The organism is Lutibacter sp. A80 (assembly GCF_022429645.1).
Classification (GTDB): Bacteria; Bacteroidota; Bacteroidia; order Flavobacteriales; family Flavobacteriaceae; genus Lutibacter.
Window position 1 is genome coordinate 1,105,703 of the sequence record NZ_CP092480.1, and the last position, 21,760, is coordinate 1,127,462.

Genomic DNA, 21,760 nt, shown 5'->3' on the forward strand with positions numbered 1-21,760 from the left:
ATTTATATTCATGTATATTCGTGCCTTCAAATTGATTAGTTGTTTCTCCTTTTATGAAAGCCTTAAAATATTTAAATAAATACTTCTTAAAATATAAATATCGTTTATTAATTGGTTTATTTATTACCTTTTGTTCTAAATATTTAGCACTTCAAATCCCTCAATTAATAAGTAAATCTTTAGATGCTGCTCAAGGTTACAAAAATGGTACAATTACAGATATTACAATTGTTAAAACCGATTTATTTCACAATATATTACTAATTATTGGAGCGGCATTACTTTCTGGATTTTTTACTTTTATAATGCGTCAAACCATAATAGTAACTTCTAGACTAATAGAGTTCGACTTAAAAAATGAAATTTACCAACAATACCAACGTTTGTCTCTAAATTTTTATAAAAAAAATAAAACTGGAGATTTAATGAACAGAATTAGTGAAGATGTAAGCAAAGTTAGAATGTATTTTGGCCCAGCAATAATGTATACTATGAATATGCTAGTGCTATTTATTGTTGCAATTATTAAAATGTATAATATAGATGCTACTTTAACTATTTACACAATACTACCTCTACCCGTTTTATCAGTTTCTATCTATCTTTTAAGTAGAATTATTAATAAAAGAAGTACAATTGTACAACAATACTTATCTAAATTAACAGCAAATGCTCAAGAAACATTTTCTGGAATAAGTATTTTAAAATCCTATGGTATTGAACAAAATTCAATTAATGAATTTGGAAACCTTGCTATTACAACTAAAGAAAAAAACATCAACCTTTTTAAAGCGCAAGCATTATTTTTTCCTTTAATGATTTTCTTAATAGGATTAAGTAACATATTAGTAATTTACATTGGTGGTTTAAGGTATCTTGCAGGAGAAATTACAATTGGTGTAATTGCTGAATTTATAATGTATGTTAATATGTTAACTTGGCCTGTTGCTGTGGTTGGCTGGGTAACCTCTATTGTACAACAAGCAGAAGCTTCTCAAAAACGTATTAATGAATTTTTAAAACACGAACCTGAAATTAAAAATTTAGCTGAAACATCATCAAAAATTAATGGAGTAATAGAATTTAAGAATGTTACTTTTACTTATGATGACACTAATATTACCGCTTTAAAAAATTTAAGTTTTACTGTAAAACAAGGTGAAACTTTAGCTATTTTAGGAAATACTGGCTCAGGGAAATCCACTATTTTAGATTTAATTGCAAGATTATACGATACCGATTCCGGTGAAATTTTAATTGATGATAAAAATATTAAAACCTTAAATTTAAATGATTTAAGACAAAATATTGGTTTTGTACCTCAAGAAGCTTTCTTGTTTTCAGACACTATAAAAAATAACATAAAATTTGGAAATAATACCGCTTCAGATGCTAAAATTGAACAAACTGCAAAAGATGCTTACATACACCACAATATAGTAGATTTTAATGAAGGTTATAATACTTACGTTGGCGAAAGAGGTGTTACTTTATCTGGTGGACAAAAACAACGTGTTTCAATTGCTAGAGCTTTAATTAAAGATCCAAAAATTTTAATTTTAGACGATTGCCTATCTGCTGTAGATACCGAAACCGAAGAAACCATACTTAATAACCTACACAAAGTCAGTAAAAATAAAACCACTTTAATAGCTAGTCATAGAATTTCATCACTTAAAAATGCCGACAAAATTATAGTGGTTGAAAACGGCTCAATTACACAGCAAGGAACACACAATCAACTTATTAGTAAAAACGGTTATTATAAAGATTTATACGAACAACAACTTTTAGAAAAAGAATTATAAAAATTACGTTTTAAGTAAATTTATTTTTTAGATTTGTGTAGAAATCTAAAAAAAGATTAATAAAATAGAAAGTTAATTATGAGTGACAAAGAACATTTAGAACAAGAAGAAATATTCTCTCAGGTTCTTAGAGCAGGAAGAAGAACTTACTTTTTTGACGTAAGAGCTACAAAAGCTGAAGATTATTACCTAACTGTTACAGAGAGTAAAAAATTTACACATGACGATGGATCTTTCCATTACAAAAAACACAAAATTTATTTATACAAAGAAGATTTTGCTGAGTTTAACGAAATGTTAAAAGCCGCTACTGATTACATTTTAAATGAAAAAGGTGAAGAAGTAATTTCTGAACGCCACCAAAAAGATTTTAAAAGACCGTCAGAATTAAACGAAAAAACTTCAAATACAGAAAGCTTTACTGACTTAAACTTTGAAGATATTTAAAATTATAAATTTTAAAAATTAAAAAAACTGTCTAAAGAGTTTTGAAATCATAAACTTATTGAATTTTATTCAAAAAGTAAAAATTTCACTTTTTAGGCATTTTTTTATGCTAACTAATTAATTTTCTAATGAAAACAATTAAACTAATTTTCACTTTAATTTATTGTTTAACACTAGTTGGTTGCAGTTCAAAAAAATCACAAACACTTACAATACTACAATTTAATATTTGGCAAGAAGGAACCGTAATAAAAAATGGTTACAATGCAGTTATTGATGAAATTATAAACTCTAATGCCGATTTAATTGCCTTAAGTGAAGTTAGAAACTACAACAACACCAATTTAAATGAACGCATTGTTGCTTCCTTAAAAGAAAAAGGATATACCTTTTATTCAGAAAAAAGCGAAGATTCTGGTATACTTTCTAAATACCCAATTTTAGAACAAACTCAAATATTTCCATTAAAAAACGACCACGGTTCAATTACAAAAGCAATAATAAATGTTAATGGAACAGAAATAGCATTTTATAGCGGACATTTAGACTATTTAAATTGTGCCTTATACTTACCACGCGGCTACCATGGCTCTACTTGGAAAAAACTAGAGGAACCAATTACTAATATTAAAGAAATTGAAAAAGTAAACTTACAATCTCAAAGAGATGATGCCATTAATAACTTTATAAAAGACGCTAAAAATGAAATTAAAAAAGGTAGAATAGTAATTTATGGCGGAGATAACAACGAACCTTCTCATTTAGATTGGACCACAGCAACTAAAGATTTATACGACCATAACGGAGTTGTAATGCCTTGGAATGTATCTATAGAAATTGAAAAAAATGGATTTGTAGATACGTATAGAAAAGTGTACCCAAACCCTGTTACACATCCTGGCTTTACATATCCAGCAAATAACGAAGCTATTAATATTGAAAAATTAGCCTGGAGTCCAGATGCTGATGACAGAGATAGAATTGATTTTATTTACTACTATCCAGATGCTAGAATTCAATTAAATACTTCTAAAGTTTTTGGTCCAAAAGGTGATATTTCAAAAAACAAACGTGTTTTAGAAAAAACTAAAGACGTTTTTTTAGAACCTTTAGCTATTTGGCCTACAGATCATAAAGGCGTTATTTCAGAGTTTACATTGTTTTTAAATTAATTTTCTAACACATTTTAAAAGAATAGAAATAATCTTTAACTTCTTACTTTCAACTAAAACTTATAATGTTGCTTCACTTAGTAAAAGTTACATAAACACAAAAAAACCGACAATTATGTCGGTTTTTTTATGCTAATACTTAATTTTATTCTTAAGCTAATACTTGTTGTACTTTATCTGCAGCTTCTTGAAACTCGGTAGCCGAAATTACATCTAAACCACTATCGTCAATTAATTGTTTAGCTTCAATAGCATTGGTTCCTTGTAACCTAACAATAATTGGAACTTTAATTGCATCTCCCATATTTTTATAAGCATCAATAACTCCTTGTGCTACTCTATCACAGCGAACAATACCTCCAAAAATATTTACTAAAATTGCTTTTACATTTGGATCTTTTAAAATAATTCTAAAAGCTGTTTCAACACGTTTTGCATCTGCAGTTCCACCAACATCTAAAAAGTTAGCAGGCTCACCACCAGATTGTTTAATTAAATCCATAGTACTCATTGCTAAACCAGCACCATTTACCATACAACCTACATTTCCGTCTAAATCAACATAATTTAAACCAGCAGCATTTGCTTCAACTTCAATTTCGTTTTCTTCGCGTAAATCTCTTAACGCTGCTAAATCTTTATGACGGAATAATGCATTATCATCTAAAGTAACTTTAGAATCTACTGCTAAAATTTTATCATCTGATGTTTTTAATACAGGATTAATTTCAAATAATGAAGAATCTGATTTTACAAAAGCAGTGTATAATGAAGTAACAAATTTCATCATTTCTTTTAAAGCACCACCTGATAAACCTAGATTAAATGCTATTTTACGTGCCTGAAAAGGCAATAAACCTAATAAAGGATCTATATCTTCCGTAAAAATTAAATGTGGTGTTTTTTCGGCAACGGTCTCAATATCCATTCCTCCTTCAGTAGAATACATTATCATATTTCTACCTGTTGCTCTGTTTAAAAGCACAGACATATAATATTCTTCTGGCTCATTATCACCAGGATAATACACATCTTCAGCAATTAAAACTTGATGTACTTTTTTCCCTTCAGCAGAAGTTTGAGGAGTTTTCAGCATCATTCCTATTATCTCTTCAGAAATACGTTCTACGTCTTCTAAACTTTTAGCTAGTTTTACTCCACCACCTTTACCACGTCCACCTGCATGAATTTGAGCTTTTACTACCCACCATCCAGTACCGGTATCAGTTGCTAATTGTTTTGCAGCTTCTACTGCATTTTTATGATTATCGGCAACAATTCCTCTTTGAATTCTAACCCCAAAACTATTTAGTAATTCTTTTCCTTGATATTCGTGTAAATTCATTAGAAATAGTGTTTATTTTTTTTGTTATATTAACAAATGTAATAAATCAAAACTTAATTTTTAGTTTCCATAAAAAAAGATTGTAACAAATTAATTATCAAACAGTCTTTATTACATAGAAAACATTAATTATTTAAACTATAAACATTAGTAATTTATAAGATATTTTAAAATTTTATTAAATATTTTTATTAGAATTTTGAAATTTATTAAATGTGTAATTTTATGAACAAAATATTAATTGTAATAGCATTTTTAAGTATTACACTAATTTCAGCTCAAGAAACTAAAAAAAATCTAATAACAAAACGCGTAAATACTCCTCCTAAAATTGATGGTATTTTAAACGACAAGGCTTGGCTAAATACAAATATTGCAAAAGATTTTGTAATGTTTCGTCCTACATCAGGTTCACCTGAAAATAAAAATAACAGAACCGAAGTTCGTGTTGTATATGATGATGAAGCTATTTATTTTGCCGCTTATTTATACGATGAAAATCCTAATGAAATACCTAAAGAGTATGCTAACAGAGATAGCTTTGGCTCAGCCGATTGGTTTGCCATTATAATTAACCCAAATAACGATTTTCAGAACGACACCGAGTTTTTCATACAAGCAACCGGTAATCAAGCCGATGCCAAATCCACTCCAAACGATGAAGATTTTAGTTGGAGTGCTGTTTGGGATAGTGAGGTGAAAATTGTAAAAGATGGATGGATTATAGAGGTTAAAATTCCATACGCTGCACTGCGTTTTTCAAATTCAGAAATACAAACCTGGGGTTTAAATTTTCATAGACATTTTAGATCGAACAGACATCAATATTCTTGGAATTTTATAGATAGAACCAAAGGAGTAATACAACAATATTCAGGTACTTTAAGTGGTATTAAAAATATTAAACCCTCAACAAGATTAAACTTTTCACCTTATGCATCTACAGCTTATAATTCATATGATGGAGAAGATAATTTTGAAAGTAATATTGGTTTAGATCTAAAGTACGGTATTAACGAAAGTTTTACATTAGACGCTACTTTAATCCCAGATTTTGGACAAACTGCTTTTGATGATTTAGTTTTAAATTTAGGTCCGTTTGAAGAACAATATCAAGAACAAAGACCATTTTTTACTGAAGGAACCGAACTTTTTTCTAAAGGCGATTTATTTTATTCAAGAAGAATTGGAAATACACCAGTTGATTACTTTACTGATAAAAATTTATCTGAAAACGAAACAATTATTTACAATCCTGATAAAGTGAATATGCTAAATGCAATAAAAGTTTCTGGTAGAACAAAAGGCGGACTTGGAATAGGTGTTTTTAATGCTGTTACAGAAAAAACTGAAGCTAAAATTAAAAATTTAACAACTGATGAAATTAGAAAAGTTGTTACCGAACCCTTAGCAAATTACAATGTTTTAATTTTAGATCAACAATTCAATAAAAATTCATCCGTATCATTAATCAATACCAATGTTTTAAGAAATGGTAGCGCTAGAGATGCAAATGCCACCGGCTTGCTTTACACCTTAGTTAATAAAAAAAATACACATTTTATAGACGGAAGTTTTAAAACTAGTAATATTAAAGAAAATGGTAACACTACAAATGGTTATTATTTTGATACTAGTGTTGGTAAATTTGCTGGTAAAATTCAATATGAATTAGGCTATAGAATAGTTGACGAAAATTTTAATATTAACGATTTAGGTTTTCAAAACACCAATAATTATCAAAAAATATATAGTAGTATTTCTTATAGAATTTTTGAACCTACAAAATTTTTTACAGACTACAGTTTAAGCAGTTGGGCTAATTTAAACTACAGAAAAACACATGGCGATTATATGGATAATGAAGTAGGAATAAGCTTTAGTGCAACAACATTAAAACAATTATCGTTTGGCGCAAATATCAACAGCGTAATTGGTGCTAATTATAATTATTATGAACCCAGAGTTGAAGGTAGATTTTATAAAGATGACCCGGAAATAAATTATAATGGATGGATTTCTTCAGATTTTAGTAAAAAATTTGCAATTGAATCCAGTCTTTTTTACAGCACTAGAATTGGAGAGTCCAGAGATTATATTGAATTTGAACTAGAACCAAGGTACCGTTTTAGTGATAAATTTAATGTTATTTATGGCTTTAACATTGGTTTTGGAAATAACAGTAAAGGCTGGGTAAATAAGCTTGAAGATGGCACTATTATATTTGGAAATAGAGACAGTAAAAATATTACAAACTCTATTTCTGGTAGGTATAATTTTGATATAAAGTCTGGATTATCACTAACTTTTAGACATTATTGGTCACCTATTGAATACGACTCTCAATACTTTAGCCTGAATGAAAACGGCACACTTTCACCTAATTCTTATTCTAAAAATCACAATATAAATTTTAATACTTGGAATTTAGATTTAAGCTATTCGTGGCAATTTGCACCCGGAAGCCAACTTGTTGCATTATATAGAAATGCCATTTTTAATGAAGATGATAATTCAAATTTAAATTTTAATAAAAACCTTACTAATTTATTTAACCAACCTAAACAACACAACCTTTCTTTAAAACTTATTTACTATTTAGACTACAACAATGTTAAAACTTGGTTGTAATTCTAAATTAATTATGTATTTTCACGCAACTATTTTACAACATGATACAAGCAAATAATATACATAAGTTTTACGGAGATTTAGAAGTTTTAAAAGGCGTTAACTTAACTATAAAAAAAGGAGAAGTTGTGGCTATAGTTGGTCCTTCTGGAGCTGGAAAAACTACCTTACTTCAAATTTTAGGAACTTTAGACAAAACTTCAGTCAATTCTACAGATACTGAACTTAAAATAAACAATATAGATTTATTAAAACTTAAAGATAAATCACTCTCTAATTTTAGAAACAAACATATTGGTTTTATTTTTCAATTTCATCAATTATTACCAGAATTTACAGCACTTGAAAATGTTTGTATTCCAGCATTTATTGCAAATAAATCTAAATCTGAGGCTGAAAACAAAGCTAAAGAATTACTTCAATTTTTAGGATTATCAGACAGAATTCACCATAAACCAAGTGAATTATCTGGAGGTGAACAACAACGTGTTGCTGTGGCTAGAGCCTTAGTTAACGATCCAGATGTTATTTTTGCCGATGAACCAAGTGGTAATTTAGATTCTACTTCTGCAAAAAATTTACATGAATTATTTTTTGAACTTCGTAAAAAATTCAATCAAACCTTTGTAATTGTTACTCACAATCAGGAATTAGCAGAAATGGCTGATAGAAAATTAGAAATGAAAGATGGTAGAATAATTAACTAAAACGTATTAAATGATTGGAATTATTAGTGCAATGCAAGAAGAAATTCAAGCATTGTTAAACGAACTTAAAAATATAAAAACTTCCAAAAAAGGAATGCGTACTTACTATACCGGTACTTTATTTGGAAAAGATGTTGTACTGGTTTTTTCGCGTTGGGGAAAAGTTGCTTCAGCAGCTACAACAACACAGCTTATTAACGATTTTGATCTTGAAGAAATAATATTTACAGGTGTTGCTGGCGCTATTAACAAAGAATTAAATATTGGAGATATTGTAATTGGGAAACACTTATTTCAACACGATTTAAATGCGAGTCCGTTTTATAAAAAATTTGAAATTCCAATCTTAAAGAAAGAATATCTAGAAACTAAAAATGCTACAAAACTAATAAATGCTTCTACTAAATTTATAGATGCATATACTACGTATATAAATGCTGAAGAAGCCACAACGTTTAACATAACAGCACCAAAAGTAGTTTTTGGAGATATTGCAAGTGGCGATAAATTTATTAAAAGCTTAAAAAAAATAAAGAAATTAAATAAAACTTTACCAACTGCTATTTGTGTTGAAATGGAAGGCGCTGCAGTTGCTCAAATTTGTTACGAATATAAAATTCCTTTTTCAATTATTAGAATAATTTCAGACAAAGCAAATGACAATGCAACTATAGATTTTTCTAGATTTGCCAATTCAATTGCTAGTTATTATGCCTTAGGAATATTAAAAAATTATTTTGATAATTAAATAATAAATATTGATTTTACAATTTTCAACTAAAATAAACAATGCAATTTAAAAATCCTGAAATTTTATACGCACTAATATTACTTATCATACCGATATTAGTACATTTATTTCAGCTACAACGTTTTGTTAAAGTACCCTTTACAAACGTAAAATTTTTAAAAAATATTGAGCAACAAACACGTAAAAGTGCACGTATTAAAAAGTGGTTAATTTTAACAACAAGACTCTTGGCTTTTACTTGTATAATTTTAGCATTTGCACAACCCTATTTTTCCGATTTTTCTTCAGATAAAAAGTTTTTAACTAATATTTATTTGGACAATTCTTTTAGTATGCAAGCCAACGGAAAAAATGGTGAATTATTAAAAAGTACCATTCAAAAAATAATTGAACAAAATAATTTTGAAAACACACAATTAACCATTGTAACTAATGATGAAGATCTGGTAAATTTAGATTCAAAAAATTTAAAAAACGAACTAATAAATTTAAAATACACTCCAAACAAACTTAATTTAAACAGTGCTATTTTAAAACTAAAACGATTTCAAAACAACAAAACAAATACCATAACCAAAAATATTTTAATCTCTGATTTTCAAAACACTAACTTAAAAAATCTAAATAACACAACTATAAACTCACCTGTAGAACTTCTAAAAGTTAGTCCCAAATCCACATCTAATATTTTTATAGATAGCTTATTTGTAAGTAGTAAAAACAATACAGAAATTAAACTAAATGTTGTAATTAAAAGTACAGAAAACAACCTAGAAAACATACCTGTTTCTTTGTTAAATAATTCAAAATTAATTGGAAAAGCAACCGCTAAATTTAATAATTCTAACCAAACTAATGTTGAATTTACCATTCCAAATGACACAGATTTTTATGGTAAAATTTCAATTACTGACTCTAATTTAGAATTCGATAACGACTTCTATTTTACCCTTTCAAAACCAGACAAAATTAATGTACTAACTATTGGTAAACCCTCCGAATTTTTATCAAAAATTTATACTGAAAACGAATTTAATTATACCACAACTTCTCTTCAAAATTTAAATTATAACGCTATACAAAATCAACAATTAATTGTTTTAAGCGAACTAGAAGAGTTTCCGAATACATTAATTTCAACTTTAAAAGAATATTTTATTAATGGTGGTAATTTAGTGTTAATTCCTTCAGAAAAAACAGTACTTGCTTCCTATAATAATTTGTTGCAAAATTTAAATATTGGCACAATACAAACTTTAACTTCAAAGGAACATAAAATAACAAGTATTAATTATAATCATCCAATTATTACTGATGTTTTTGAAAAAAAAATTGATAATTTTCAATATCCAAAAACCGCTTTACATTTTAAAAATAATTTTAATAACAGCACAGCTATATTAAAACTAGATAACAATCAACCATTTATAAGTTCATCAAATATAGAAAATAGTAACTTCTATTGGGTAGCATCTCCCTTAAATAAAACTATTTCAAATTTTATACAATCGCCCTTAGTTGTTCCTATATTTTACAATTTTGCTAAAAATAGTTCAAACTTTTCTCAACTATATTACACCATTTCACCAAATACTAACATTCATATAAAAGCTTCATTAAAAAAGGATGGGATTCTTAAAATTTCTGATGGAACCACTGAATTTATTCCGCAACAACAAGTTTTACAAAATAAAGTAACTATTACCCTAGAAAACAACATTTTAAAAAGTGGAATTTATACTATTTACAATAAAGATAAACCTTTAAAAACAATAGCTTTTAATTACAATAGAGAAGAAAGTGACTTAACATATATAGATTTAAATAGCTTAAAAAACAGCAATGAAAATATAAAAATTTCTACTTCAGTTTCATCTCTTTTTAACGAAATTAACAATCAACAAAAAATCAATTGGCTTTTTAAGTGGTTTTTAGCTTTTTCTGTACTATTTTTGTTTATTGAAATACTGATATTAAAATATTTCAAAATATGAATTTACTGATAAAATCTGCAACAATTATTGACCCTTCTAGTCCGTTTCATAACAAAAAACAAGATATTTTAATTGAAAATGGAAAAATTTCTAAAATCTCTAAACTTCTAGATAATCCTAATAATTATAAAGAAATTACATTCGAAAACTTACATGTTTCTCAAGGCTGGTTTGACACTAGTGTTTCTTTTGGAGAACCTGGTTTTGAAGAACGAGAAACTATAGAAAATGGATTAAAAACAGCTGCTAAAAGCGGTTTTACAGCAGTTGCTGTAAATCCTAATACTTATCCAATAGCTGACAATAAATCTGCTGTAGAATTCATAAAAAATCAAGGAACTAATAGTGCTACAAGCTTATACCCTATTGGAAGCCTAACAAAAAAAGCTAAAAGTGAAGATCTTGCAGAGTTATTTGATATGCAAAATTCTGGAGCAATTGCATTTAGCGATTATAATAAACCTATTGATAATGCTAATTTGTTAAAAATTGCCTTACAATATGCGCAAAATTTTGATGCGTTGGTTTTAAGTTTTCCACAAGATAATTCTATTGCACAAAATGGTTTGGTAAATGAACATATTAATAGCACTAAACTTGGCCTAAAAGGAATACCTGCTTTAGCTGAAGAATTACAAATTGCACGCGATTTATTTTTATTAGAATATACTGGTGGTAAATTACATATTCCTACTATTTCAACAGCAAAATCTGTTAAACTAATTAAAGAAGCCAAAAAAAATGGGTTAAACGTTACGTGTAGTGTTGCAGCACATAATTTAGTATTAACTGATGATGAATTAGTTAATTTTGATTCCAACACAAAGGTTTTACCTCCTTTAAGAACATCAAAAGATGTAAAAGCCTTAATAAAAGGCGTAAATAATGGCGTTATTGATATAATTACAAGTGATCACAACCCTATTGATATTGAACATAAAAAAGTTGAATACAGTACTGCTAAATTTGGAACTATTGGATTAGAAAGTTTATTTGGGGCGTTAAACAAAGTACTACCTTTAGAAACTTTAATAACTTGCTTAACTACAAATCCCAAAAATAGATTTGGAGTAAAAAGTTCTCCTATAAATGAAAATGAAGAAGCTTGTTTAACTCTTTTTAATCCCGATTTTGAATATGAATTTTCCATAAATAATATCTATTCAACTTCTAAAAACTCCATATTTTTAGGTAAAAGATTAAAAGGAAAAGCTTACGGTATAATTTCAAACAATAAAATAATTTAATATATTTACACAACTAAAATTTAAAAAAATTTAAAATGGAAAATCAAACAGTAAAAGAAGGAAAAACAACAGCAATTATCAGTTATATTACTTGGATAGGTACTTTAATTGCTTTTATTATGAATAATAGCAAAAAAAATACATTTGCATCTTTTCACATTAGACAAATGATTGGCTTAAGTATTTTATCTCTTATAAATGGATTTGTTATTAGCCCTTTTCTTGGAGTATGGGCTTCAGGTGCAGTAGGTATTGCGTTATTTGTTCTTTGGATTATTGGATTTATTGGAGCAATACAAGGTGAAGAGAAAAAAATACCTTTACTTGGTGACTTATTTCAAGACTGGTTTAAAGGAATCTAATATTTATTAAACTACATATTTATAAAGTCGCGCCATAAAGCGCGACTTTTATTTTAACATATGGAAAAATTAACCTTACAATACATTTCAAGAGAACCGAATACAATAACAGAAAAAACCTCACTTTTAATCCTGCTACATGGGTACGGAAGTAATGAGGAAGATTTGTTTTCGTTTGCTACTGAATTACCAGAAGATTTAATAATTGTTAGCGCACGTGCGCCACAAAATTTAGGTTTTGGAAGTTATGCTTGGTACACCATTAATTTTACTGCAGATGCTGGGAAATTTTCTGATATTCCTGAGGCGCTTGAGGCTAGAGAATTAATTGCTACCTTTATTGATGAAATTCAAGATAAATATAAAATCCCTACTGAAAAAACTTTTTTATTAGGCTTCAGCCAAGGTACTATTTTAAGCTATTCAATTGCTTTAAATTATCCTGAAAAAGTTCAGAAAATTATTGCTTTAAGTGGTTATATTATCCCAGAATTATTACCTGAAAATATTGAAACTAAAGATTATAACAAGTTAGATTTCTTTATTTCACACGGAAGTGTTGACCAAGTAATCCCTTTAGAATGGGCAAATAAAGCACCTGATTTTTTAAATCATTTAAACATTAAAAACAGTTTTCAAGAGTATCAAGTAGGACATGGAGTTGCTCCTAAAAACTTTTTCGATTTTAAACAATGGATTGAAGAAAGACTCTAATTTTATCAACTTTTTTAAACATTTATTTTTAATATTAAAAAAATGGATACATTAAATAGCATATTAAATTTTGAAATTTTCAGTATTGGAGACACTACTGTAAAAATATCGAAATTGGCAGTTATTGTACTCACTATTTTTGTTATTAAAATCCTTTTATGGATAGTAAAAAAAACACTTATCCGTAAGCATAAAATAACAACACTAGATACTGGAACATCGTACGCTATTTATCAAATTATAAAATATGTTTTATATGTAGCAGCTATTAGTTTTATACTTGAAAATTTCGGTATAAAAGTTACTTTATTATTAGCTAGTTCCGCTGCTCTATTGGTTGGTGTTGGCTTAGGATTACAGCAAACATTTAACGATATAGTTTCTGGCTTTATATTACTTACAGAAAGATCTATTAAAATAAACGATGTTTTAGAAGTTGATGATGAAGTTGTAAAAATTGAAAGTATTGGCTTAAGAACATCTAAAGCATTAAATAGAGATGATATTTCAATTATAATTCCAAATTCTCTAATAACCACAAGTAAAGTAATTAATTGGAGTCACCAATCGCAAAAAACAAGATTTAAAATTGATGTACGTATAGCTTACGGAAGTGATGTTGACTTAGCTCTAAAAATTTTAGAAGAAAGCGCTTTTGAGCATCCAAAAGTTTTTAATAGAGAACTTATAGAAGCACGTTTAATTAATTTTGGTTACTCATCTTTAGACCTTCAATTGTTATTCTTTAGTAAGAATGTTTTTAGAATTGATAGAACTAAGAGTAGCATACGAAAAATTATAAATAGAAAATTTGCCGAAAACAACATTAAAATACCATTTCCACAAATGGATGTTCATTTTAAATCTAACAATACGGAAATTAAATAGTAGTGTATAAAAGGATAAATTATATAAAATAACTATCGCTATTTATACACGTTTTCTACTTCAATTGAAGGTTCTTATTTTTTCAACACATGTTTTTCTAAAGAAAAACAAACAAATTCACCTTCAAACACCTTTACATTATCTTCATTTAAAACTGAAACTTCAACTACAGATTTCACTTCATTTAGTTGTTCTTTATACACAGCTGTAGCTTCTAAAAGATTTCCTAAAACTGTTGGCTTTATAAATTTTACTTCAGCTTTCCCTAAAACTACATTTGGCTTATTAATTAAAACCATTGCAGCATAATCGGCTAAACCAAAAGTAAAACTCCCGTGAGAAAGTCCAAAACTATCCACTACCATTTCTTCGGTAATCTTTAATTGTACTACTGCTTTTGTTTCTTCAATAGAAATTACTTTTCCTATAAATTTTTCAGATGCTTTTAAATGGGTATTTTGAGGTATGTTATTCATTATTTATACTTTTATAAGTACAAAATTAAGGTGTTTTTACTTTAGAAACATTCTATTTAACACTTTTACAACAAATTTTAAAAACTATTTTAAAACACATAATATTAACAATTTAACCTCTAATTAATTATTCATTTTTAAATTAAAAAGAAAAAAGAATTTTACAATGTAATTTTTTTTAATAAATTGTTCAAAAATTAGAAAATGAATATTTTAGGAATTGATATTGGGGGCTCAGGAATAAAAGGAGCTTTAGTTGATGTAAAAACAGGAAGTTTAACAACCGAAAGACATAGAATTGCAACTCCCAAACCCGCTACTCCAGAAAAGGTTGCTAAAACAATTCAAAAAATGATAAATCATTTCGAATGGGAAGGACCTGTTGGATGCGGATTTCCAACACCTCTACAGCATGGAAAATGCTTAACTGGAGGAAATCTTCATGAAGATTGGAAAGGCACACAGGTTGATGCTCTATTTTCTGAAAAAACTGGCAATGAATATTCCATTGTAAACGATGCAGATGCTGCTGGGCTTGCTGAAATTAGTTTTGGAGCCGGAAAAGATAAAAAAGGAACTGTTATTATGATAACCTTAGGAACTGGAATAGGTTCTGGAGTTTTTTTAGATGGAAAGTTATTACCTAATACTGAATTAGGACATGTACTTTATAAAAATGGTGAAGTTTTTGAGAAATACGCAGCAGATTCTGTTAGAAAAAGTGAAAATTTAAATAGAAAAGAATGGGGAAAACGTTTAAATAAATATTTTAAACATATTGACTTAATACTATCTCCAGATTTGTTTATTGTAGGTGGTGGGGCTAGTAAAAAACTAGGAAAGTTTGTAAATCATATAAATATTGACACTCCTATTGTGGCTGCTGAAGCAGAAAATGAAGCAGGAATTATTGGAGCTGCAATGGCTGCAAACTTCCATATTAAATAAATCCTTTAGCTTTAAATTCTAAATATTTATTAATAACATTTACTGTTAAGTTTTTAGGTTTTGTAAGAATACCATAAATACCATTACGCTCTAATTCTTTAACTATTAACTTTTTTTCATAAGCAAATTTTTCAGCTATTGTTTTATGATATATAGTTTGTAGATCTTCTGCATCTTCTTGAATTAAAGCATCTAATTCTGTGTTTTCAAAAAATACAACAACTAATAAATGATGCTTAGAAATTGCTTTTAAAAATGGCAATTGACGTTTTAAAGATGAAATATGCTCAAAATTGGTATATAAAATTAATAAACTACGTTGCGTAATTTTTCGTTTAACAACTGCGTACAAATACCCAAAATCTGCATCTGTATATTTTGTTGTTATATTATATAAAGCTTCATTTATAGTATTTAAATGTGTTTTTTTATTACTTGCAGCAACAATTGCATCTACTTTTTTAGCAAAAGTAATTAACCCAGCTTTATCATTTTTTTTAAGTGCTATATTTGAAAAAGCTAAAGTTGAATTTATAGCATAATCCAATAATTTTAATTCTTCAAAAGGCATTTTCATAACTCTACCCAAATCTATAATAGAATAGATAGGTTGTGATTTTTCATCTTGATATTGATTTACCATTAATTGTGAGCGCTTTGCAGTTGCTTTCCAATTTATAGTTCTAACATCGTCACCAGCTATGTAATTTTTAATTTGTTCAAACTCTAAAGTATGTCCAATTTTTCTAATCTTTTTTAATCCAAATTCTGTTAAACGATTACTGATTGCTAAGAACTCATATTTTTTCATTTGAATATAAGACGGGTAAACAGCAACCATTTCATTTTCTTGAAATCTATAACGTTTTGCAATAATTTTTAAAGGTGAAGAAATAAAAACATTTAAATTTCCAAAATGATATTCACCTCTTTCAACAGGAATAACTTCATATTCAAAATTATAATTTTCTTGAGGATTTAGATTTGCAATATGCTTAAAATCTCTTTTTTGAAATTGTTTTGGAAGTTCGTCTATTATTTTAGCCTGAATAGCAAATATGTAGTTATTTTTAATTGTAATTGAAACAGGGTTTTCGTCTGAATTTGAGAATTTATCCGTTAATATTCTACGAGCCTCAATTCCTTTTTTTGAATTAAATAATAGGTAAATATCCGTAAATAATAATACGGAAATAATAGTTACCAAAATCCAAGTAAAACTATATACTATTGGAAACCAAAAAGAAATCAAAAATAACGCTGAAATTATGCTGATATAAACAAAAAAACGTTGATGTATGTATATGCTTCTAATGATTTTCAATTGTTTTATTTTGAATTTTAAACTTTCTAAATATTATTTTATTCGTCTTTATATAGTGTAAAATAACGGAATAATCTATTGTTAATACGTATAGATTAGTTCCAACTTCTTAGTTTATAACTACCTAGGAACCTCAACAGATTGAATAATCATTTCTATTACTTTATCGGTAGTCATTCCTTCCATTTCACGCTCAGGAGTTAAAATAATTCGATGACGTAAAATTGGATAAATAACCTTTTTAATATCCTCTGGAATTACAAAATCACGTCCATTTATAGCTGCATATGCTTTAGATGCATTTAATACAGCAATGCTTGCTCTAGGAGAACCTCCTAAATACAAATGCGGGTGATTTCGTGTTTTTGTAATAAGCTCTGCAATGTATTTCATTATTTTTTCTTCTACTAAAATATCAAAAATCTTATTTTTATATTCTAATAAATCAGCTTCAGAAAGTAATGAAGATATTAAAGTTTGAGGCAATGCTCCTTTTCTATCTTGATGAGATTTTATTATTAAAATTTCTTCATCTAAATTTGGATATCCTACATCTATTTTAAATAAAAATCGATCTAATTGAGCTTCAGGCAATGCATACGTTCCCTCCTGTTCTATTGGATTTTGAGTTGCCAATACCATAAAAGGTGGTTTCATTTTATAAGTATTCCCATCAATAGAAATCTGACGTTCTTCCATTACTTCAAATAAGGCTGCTTGTGTTTTTGCTGGTGCCCTATTAATTTCATCTATTAATACTAAATTCGAAAAAATTGGTCCTCTCTTAAATTCAAATTCAGAGTTTTTCATATTTAAAACCGATGTTCCTAAAACATCACTCGGCATTAAATCTGGTGTAAATTGTAATCTGCTAAAACCTGTATCAATTGTTTTTGCTAATAATTTTGCAGTTATGGTTTTTGCAACACCAGGAACGCCTTCAATTAACACATGACCATCTGCTAATAATGCTACTATTAATAAATCTATAAATTTTTCCTGACCAACAATAATTTTACTTAATTCAGCTTTAATTTGAATTACTGCATTTTTTAACTTTTCTAAATCTATTCTATTCTCAAAATTCAAATCGTTATTTTCCATATTGAATTGTTTTTTTAAATTTTTCTATTAGGGTATTTAACTTTATAAGTTCAATATCTGTAATTTGATTTTTTAAATGAATTGCATCACAAAATTTGAACAATTTTTCAACATCTTCTAGAGAGTTACCACTACGCATTGCTACATTTTTATAAAACTCTGTATCTATTATAGTTGTTGAAATATTTAATTTAACTCTTATAAATTCTAATAAATAACTTATTTTATGTTCTGCAATAGTTTTATGCTCTTGCTTTTCAAAATACATATTAGAAATTGTTTGTGTAAAAGCTACTGTTTGATTTTTTAAAGGTTTTATTATTGGAATACTGCGTTGTTTTCTTTTTCCTTCAAAAACAATAAAAAACAAAACACCAATTAAAGCCATATAATAGGCCCATTTTAAATATTTTGAACTTAATAAATATTGTAACGGTGAAGTAATTTTACTTTTTCCGGTTTTATAATAAGCATCCCATAAAATAGGAATATCAGTTCTTAAATACGATAATATATTTGCTGTATGTTGGTGGTTGGTTTTGTTTAAAATAGTATAATTTGTAAATACTTCAGGAAACGTATGTAAGTAAAAATTTCCTTTTCCATAAGTATGTTTTACAAAATTTATACCTTCTTCTGTACGTTCTTCATCTTCATTAACATAACCCGTTATACCTAAAACAGTAGTATTAACTGTATCTATTTTAGTAAATACTTGATTTATAAATGGTCTATCAAACGTATATTCCTTTCCTTTAAAAGCTTTATTTAACTGCTTAAAGAACACCTTTTCATCTAGGTTTTTACTAATTAAACGTTCTGTTTCAAAATTTAAAGTATCAATATTCATTCCGTGGGTTGAAATAAATACATCATTACCTCGTGCAACAAATTCCATTAAACGTAAAAACTCCGCATCTCCAAAATTAATTGCTTCATCAACAAATAAATAAGTTCCTACTCTGGTAGTATCTTGTAAATACACATATGGAGGAATATCTACAGTTGTTATATTTGTAGTTGGTAGTATGGACTTAAGTTCTTCTTTTAAAACAAATGTTCCATAAGGAATTTTGTGTTTAGCAACATAAGTTGGAAACCAATTTATAGGCTGTTTTTTTGTACTCTCCAAATACATATATCCGAAAATCAAGAGCACAAACAATGCAGCGTATATTTTTGTTTTTTTATCCAACTATTTACTATTTATTAGATTATTAATAGCTTCAAAATTTGCAGCAATTTTTTCAAACTCGTTTTCATTAATTTCAAAATTACCGTACCAAACAAAATCGTACAATCTAGTTAAATTTGTAAAAGCACTTTTTATAGTTTCTCTAGAAATTTCTTGTATATAATCCTCGTTTGTTTTTTGTTGTTCCCAGCTTATTAACTTATTATGTTCTAGTTGTTTTATACTATTTAAATAATAATAACGAACTGCTAATCTATAATTTTTAAGTTCAATTGCTTGTTTAATTAATTTTGGAAGATCTTTATTTTTTATCAGTTCCTCATCGCTTGTTATAGAAACAATTGCTTTATTTGATGCACTTGAGACTATTGAGCTAGTATTTACCTTTAAAAAGAATTTTATTAATAAAAACAATAAAATACCTACAAGTATATATGGAATTACTTTAAGAATAGTTCCTAAAATACCTTTTGCATATTTAACTCCAAAAATCCATTCAAAAAAGCGTAATAATTGCCTACTTAACCAATTAAACAAACGCTCTATTAATGTAGGTTCTTTAGCTACGGTATTTTCAGAATAATCAAAATCTTTATCAGCTTTATACTTTTCTAATGTATTGGTCTCAAACTTTTTTTGAACAATACTACTCTTATCTTTTTTTACCGAAAGTGAATCGGTTTGAGAGTAAGCTCCCACCGAAAACACTAAAAAAAATATAAAAAATAGTACTTTTTGCATGTATTATTCTTCTGTATTTGCTGTTCCTAGGCTTTCAATTTTTTCAAAAGTACCAGTTAAGTTTTTTTGTTCATTTAAATCAAAATAAATAAAAACCGTTGAAATTAAAGGAATTGAGTATAATATAAATTGAAAAATATAAGACCCAATGTTTAATGCTAAATAAATAGGATCCTTAAATATTGAAAATATTTCAGTAGGATCATCACCTCCCATAACTGTTCCCATTTTAATAAATTGATAAATCATAGCTGGAATAGAAAATGCTTGACCCAACACCGCTAATAACAACCAAACAACAACTAAAACTCCAAATGTATTCCACCACTCTCCTTTTATAAGTGTAAACGAATGCGAAAATGTATCTCCAATATTTTTATCTTCAAACACCATAATAGATGTTGCTAAAGACAAAACGGTACCTAAATAAAACCCTGGTAAATAACAAAATACCATACCCAATAATGTTACTATGGTGATTAAAATACCTAAACCTAAAAATTTCCAAATATTTTTTAATACATTTTCTTTTACTTCAGAAAAGATAGGATCTCCGTTGTGTTCTATATATGATTTTATAAAATATAATGAAGACATTGATAATAAAGTATACATTAAAACATACACAAAAATTAGCACAAATACCCAAGAAAACATTTGAGATAAAAAACCAATAGGATTAGCTTCTATAGTATCAAGTTCACTAAATAAATCTGACATTGTAAACATATAAAATACCAAAACCCCAAGACCTACAAGTAACACAGGACCAACAATTTTTAAAACTACAGTAAAATATTCTTTCCAATTTTCTCGAATAAATTTAAATGTATCTGTAATAATTGCACCTAAATCGCGCTCTTTTTTAAACTCTATAAAGCTATTTGTTTCCATTAATATTTTGTTGTTTAGTTAATTTTATTGGATAAATTACATAATAGTAAACTACTATTATAAAAGATGTTACTATTATAAATATGGCTAGCCAATCTGGCATTTCTGTTCTACGTGTTATAAAACCTTCTAAAAATCCGGCCACAATAAAAAAGGGTATAGTACTAACCATAATTTTTAAGCCTGCTTTAAAACTTTGTTTAAAGGAAGCTAATCTAGAGTATGTTTTTGGAAACAACAAACCATTTCCTAATACCAAACCAGCACAACCTGCAATAATTATTACCGAAATTTCTATAGTTCCGTGTATCCAAATGGTTCTAGAAGATTCCCAAAGCAGGTCTTTATCATAAAAAAAATATAAAAAAGAACCCAACATAATTCCATTTTGCATCATAACATATAATGTACCAACAGAAAACAGCATTCCAAAAACAAAAGCCATCATAGCTACTTTAATATTGTTTAAGGTAATTAATATAAACATGTTTCCCTCACCCATTTTTTTATATACAGCCATTGGATCTCCAGATGCAATATTTTCTAGAGTCATATTTACGTAATTATCACCTAAAATTAAACGCACAAAACTTCCGTCATTAGCCGCGGAATATGCTCCAACAATAGCAAAGAACAAAAATGTAATAAAAGCAATTAATAATTGTTTATGATAATTTACAAATTCAAGAGGAAACTCAGTTTTAAAAAAAGATACAAGTCTATTTTTATTTTCTTTTTTAGTTTTATAAATTTTTTGATGTGCTTTTGAAGCTATAGAGTTTAAGTAAACAACAGTATTACTTTGAGCATAAAAAGTTTTTGCATAGCTTAAATCATCAGTAATTTCAATGTATAAATCCGATAACTTATCTGGAGAAATTTGTTCTTTATTATCTAGAACATCTTCAAATAAGAGCCATTTATTTTTATTTCTTTTTACAAATGATGCTTCACGCATTTTTTATACTTTTGCTGATTCAATTTAGAGCAATAAATTATATTGAATTTTTAA

General features: G+C 27.6%; 20 protein-coding genes. 12 read left to right on the forward strand and 8 right to left on the reverse strand.

From position 1 onward, the window contains the following. Positions 1–53: 53 nt before the first annotated feature. The 3 genes from MHL31_RS04985 (at position 54) to MHL31_RS04995 (ending at position 3,427) form a co-directional block, all read left to right on the forward strand. Positions 54–1,808: an ABC transporter ATP-binding protein gene (locus MHL31_RS04985; RefSeq protein ID WP_240227977.1), complete on the forward strand. Its 1,755-nt coding sequence runs from the start codon at positions 54–56 to the stop codon at positions 1,806–1,808. Positions 1,809–1,886: 78 nt separating this feature from the next. Next, positions 1,887–2,255: a PUR family DNA/RNA-binding protein gene (locus MHL31_RS04990; protein WP_240227978.1), complete on the forward strand. Its 369-nt coding sequence runs from the start codon at positions 1,887–1,889 to the stop codon at positions 2,253–2,255. Positions 2,256–2,383: 128 nt separating this feature from the next. Then, positions 2,384–3,427 carry an endonuclease/exonuclease/phosphatase family protein gene (locus tag MHL31_RS04995; protein WP_240227979.1) on the forward strand — a complete coding sequence of 348 codons (1,044 nt, stop codon included), beginning with the start codon at positions 2,384–2,386 and terminating at the stop codon, positions 3,425–3,427. A 151-nt stretch (positions 3,428–3,578) separates the two neighbouring features. On the opposite strand, the gene sucC is transcribed toward MHL31_RS04995, so the two are convergent. Beyond that, on the reverse strand, positions 3,579–4,772 hold the full coding sequence (gene sucC, locus MHL31_RS05000) for an ADP-forming succinate--CoA ligase subunit beta (protein ID WP_240227980.1): 1,194 nt from the start codon (positions 4,770–4,772) through the stop codon (positions 3,579–3,581). 225 nt (positions 4,773–4,997) lie between these two features. Here sucC and MHL31_RS05005 point away from each other — a divergent pair, with 225 nt between their 5' ends. The 8 genes from MHL31_RS05005 to MHL31_RS05040 are packed head-to-tail and all read left to right on the forward strand — an operon-like array spanning position 4,998 to position 14,066. After that, positions 4,998–7,403 carry a DUF5916 domain-containing protein gene (locus MHL31_RS05005; RefSeq protein ID WP_240227981.1) on the forward strand — a complete coding sequence of 802 codons (2,406 nt, stop codon included), beginning with the start codon at positions 4,998–5,000 and terminating at the stop codon, positions 7,401–7,403. Positions 7,404–7,444: 41 nt separating this feature from the next. Further along, complete coding sequence (locus tag MHL31_RS05010) at positions 7,445–8,110, forward strand: ABC transporter ATP-binding protein (protein ID WP_240227982.1); 666 nt, start codon at positions 7,445–7,447, stop codon at positions 8,108–8,110. A 10-nt stretch (positions 8,111–8,120) separates the two neighbouring features. Beyond that, on the forward strand, positions 8,121–8,858 hold the full coding sequence (locus tag MHL31_RS05015; protein ID WP_240227983.1) for a 5'-methylthioadenosine/adenosylhomocysteine nucleosidase: 738 nt from the start codon (positions 8,121–8,123) through the stop codon (positions 8,856–8,858). Positions 8,859–8,899: 41 nt separating this feature from the next. After that, a complete protein-coding gene (locus MHL31_RS05020) occupies positions 8,900–10,855 on the forward strand; it encodes a BatA domain-containing protein (protein WP_240227984.1) in 1,956 nt (651 codons plus the stop codon). Beyond that, a complete protein-coding gene (locus MHL31_RS05025; protein ID WP_240227985.1) occupies positions 10,852–12,102 on the forward strand; it encodes a dihydroorotase family protein in 1,251 nt (416 codons plus the stop codon). The genes MHL31_RS05020 and MHL31_RS05025 overlap by 4 nt, the downstream gene beginning before the upstream one ends. A 35-nt stretch (positions 12,103–12,137) precedes the next feature. After that, positions 12,138–12,464 carry a DUF4870 domain-containing protein gene (locus tag MHL31_RS05030; protein WP_240227986.1) on the forward strand — a complete coding sequence of 109 codons (327 nt, stop codon included), beginning with the start codon at positions 12,138–12,140 and terminating at the stop codon, positions 12,462–12,464. A gap of 60 nt (positions 12,465–12,524) precedes the next feature. Continuing rightward, entirely contained in the window at positions 12,525–13,178 is a 654-nt protein-coding gene (locus MHL31_RS05035) for an alpha/beta hydrolase (protein ID WP_240227987.1), read from the forward strand. A 42-nt stretch (positions 13,179–13,220) separates the two neighbouring features. Continuing rightward, positions 13,221–14,066, forward strand: coding sequence for a mechanosensitive ion channel family protein (locus MHL31_RS05040; RefSeq protein ID WP_240227988.1), 846 nt, complete (start codon positions 13,221–13,223; stop codon positions 14,064–14,066). Positions 14,067–14,140: 74 nt separating this feature from the next. Here MHL31_RS05040 and MHL31_RS05045 read toward each other — a convergent pair whose 3' ends face one another. Then, the gene (locus tag MHL31_RS05045) at positions 14,141–14,542 is read right to left on the reverse strand and encodes a hypothetical protein (protein ID WP_240227989.1); all 402 of its coding nucleotides are present in this window, start codon (positions 14,540–14,542) and stop codon (positions 14,141–14,143) included. 204 nt (positions 14,543–14,746) lie between these two features. On the opposite strand from MHL31_RS05045, the gene ppgK reads away from it, so the two are divergent. Continuing rightward, entirely contained in the window at positions 14,747–15,490 is a 744-nt protein-coding gene (ppgK, locus tag MHL31_RS05050; RefSeq protein ID WP_240227990.1) for a polyphosphate--glucose phosphotransferase, read from the forward strand. Here ppgK and MHL31_RS05055 read toward each other — a convergent pair. The 6 genes from MHL31_RS05055 to MHL31_RS05080 form a co-directional block, all read right to left on the reverse strand. After that, positions 15,483–16,814 carry a DUF58 domain-containing protein gene (locus MHL31_RS05055; protein WP_240227991.1) on the reverse strand — a complete coding sequence of 444 codons (1,332 nt, stop codon included), beginning with the start codon at positions 16,812–16,814 and terminating at the stop codon, positions 15,483–15,485. The two genes, ppgK and MHL31_RS05055, sit on opposite strands and share 8 nt — an antisense overlap. Before the next feature lie 120 nt (positions 16,815–16,934). Then, on the reverse strand, positions 16,935–17,918 hold the full coding sequence (locus MHL31_RS05060) for a MoxR family ATPase (RefSeq protein ID WP_240227992.1): 984 nt from the start codon (positions 17,916–17,918) through the stop codon (positions 16,935–16,937). Further along, positions 17,908–19,113, reverse strand: coding sequence for a DUF4350 domain-containing protein (locus tag MHL31_RS05065; protein ID WP_240227993.1), 1,206 nt, complete (start codon positions 19,111–19,113; stop codon positions 17,908–17,910). Before MHL31_RS05065 ends, MHL31_RS05060 begins: the two co-directional genes overlap by 11 nt. After that, entirely contained in the window at positions 19,114–19,854 is a 741-nt protein-coding gene (locus MHL31_RS05070; protein ID WP_240227994.1) for a DUF4129 domain-containing protein, read from the reverse strand. 3 nt (positions 19,855–19,857) lie between these two features. Then, positions 19,858–20,748: a hypothetical protein gene (locus MHL31_RS05075; RefSeq protein WP_240227995.1), complete on the reverse strand. Its 891-nt coding sequence runs from the start codon at positions 20,746–20,748 to the stop codon at positions 19,858–19,860. Beyond that, positions 20,735–21,706: a stage II sporulation protein M gene (locus tag MHL31_RS05080; protein WP_240227996.1), complete on the reverse strand. Its 972-nt coding sequence runs from the start codon at positions 21,704–21,706 to the stop codon at positions 20,735–20,737. The genes MHL31_RS05075 and MHL31_RS05080 overlap by 14 nt, the downstream gene beginning before the upstream one ends. Between the last annotated feature and the right edge of the window lie 54 nt (positions 21,707–21,760).

Bases quoted from the DNA above. Each gene is read 5' to 3' on its own strand.
- MHL31_RS05080 (WP_240227996.1), bottom strand. From the start codon at position 21,706: ATGCGTGAAGCATCATTTGTAAAAAGAAATAAAAATAAATGGCTCTTA.
- MHL31_RS05045 (WP_240227989.1), bottom strand. From the start codon at position 14,542: ATGAATAACATACCTCAAAATACCCATTTAAAAGCATCTGAAAAATTT.
- MHL31_RS05015 (WP_240227983.1), top strand. From the start codon at position 8,121: ATGATTGGAATTATTAGTGCAATGCAAGAAGAAATTCAAGCATTGTTA.
- MHL31_RS05025 (WP_240227985.1), top strand. From the start codon at position 10,852: ATGAATTTACTGATAAAATCTGCAACAATTATTGACCCTTCTAGTCCG.
- MHL31_RS05070 (WP_240227994.1), bottom strand. From the start codon at position 19,854: ATGCAAAAAGTACTATTTTTTATATTTTTTTTAGTGTTTTCGGTGGGA.
- MHL31_RS05010 (WP_240227982.1), top strand. From the start codon at position 7,445: ATGATACAAGCAAATAATATACATAAGTTTTACGGAGATTTAGAAGTT.
- sucC (WP_240227980.1), bottom strand. From the start codon at position 4,772: ATGAATTTACACGAATATCAAGGAAAAGAATTACTAAATAGTTTTGGG.
- MHL31_RS05060 (WP_240227992.1), bottom strand. From the start codon at position 17,918: ATGGAAAATAACGATTTGAATTTTGAGAATAGAATAGATTTAGAAAAG.
- MHL31_RS05040 (WP_240227988.1), top strand. From the start codon at position 13,221: ATGGATACATTAAATAGCATATTAAATTTTGAAATTTTCAGTATTGGA.
- ppgK (WP_240227990.1), top strand. From the start codon at position 14,747: ATGAATATTTTAGGAATTGATATTGGGGGCTCAGGAATAAAAGGAGCT.
- MHL31_RS05035 (WP_240227987.1), top strand. From the start codon at position 12,525: ATGGAAAAATTAACCTTACAATACATTTCAAGAGAACCGAATACAATA.
- MHL31_RS05020 (WP_240227984.1), top strand. From the start codon at position 8,900: ATGCAATTTAAAAATCCTGAAATTTTATACGCACTAATATTACTTATC.
- MHL31_RS05005 (WP_240227981.1), top strand. From the start codon at position 4,998: ATGAACAAAATATTAATTGTAATAGCATTTTTAAGTATTACACTAATT.
- MHL31_RS05030 (WP_240227986.1), top strand. From the start codon at position 12,138: ATGGAAAATCAAACAGTAAAAGAAGGAAAAACAACAGCAATTATCAGT.
- MHL31_RS04995 (WP_240227979.1), top strand. From the start codon at position 2,384: ATGAAAACAATTAAACTAATTTTCACTTTAATTTATTGTTTAACACTA.
- MHL31_RS04985 (WP_240227977.1), top strand. From the start codon at position 54: ATGAAAGCCTTAAAATATTTAAATAAATACTTCTTAAAATATAAATAT.
- MHL31_RS04990 (WP_240227978.1), top strand. From the start codon at position 1,887: ATGAGTGACAAAGAACATTTAGAACAAGAAGAAATATTCTCTCAGGTT.
- MHL31_RS05075 (WP_240227995.1), bottom strand. From the start codon at position 20,748: ATGGAAACAAATAGCTTTATAGAGTTTAAAAAAGAGCGCGATTTAGGT.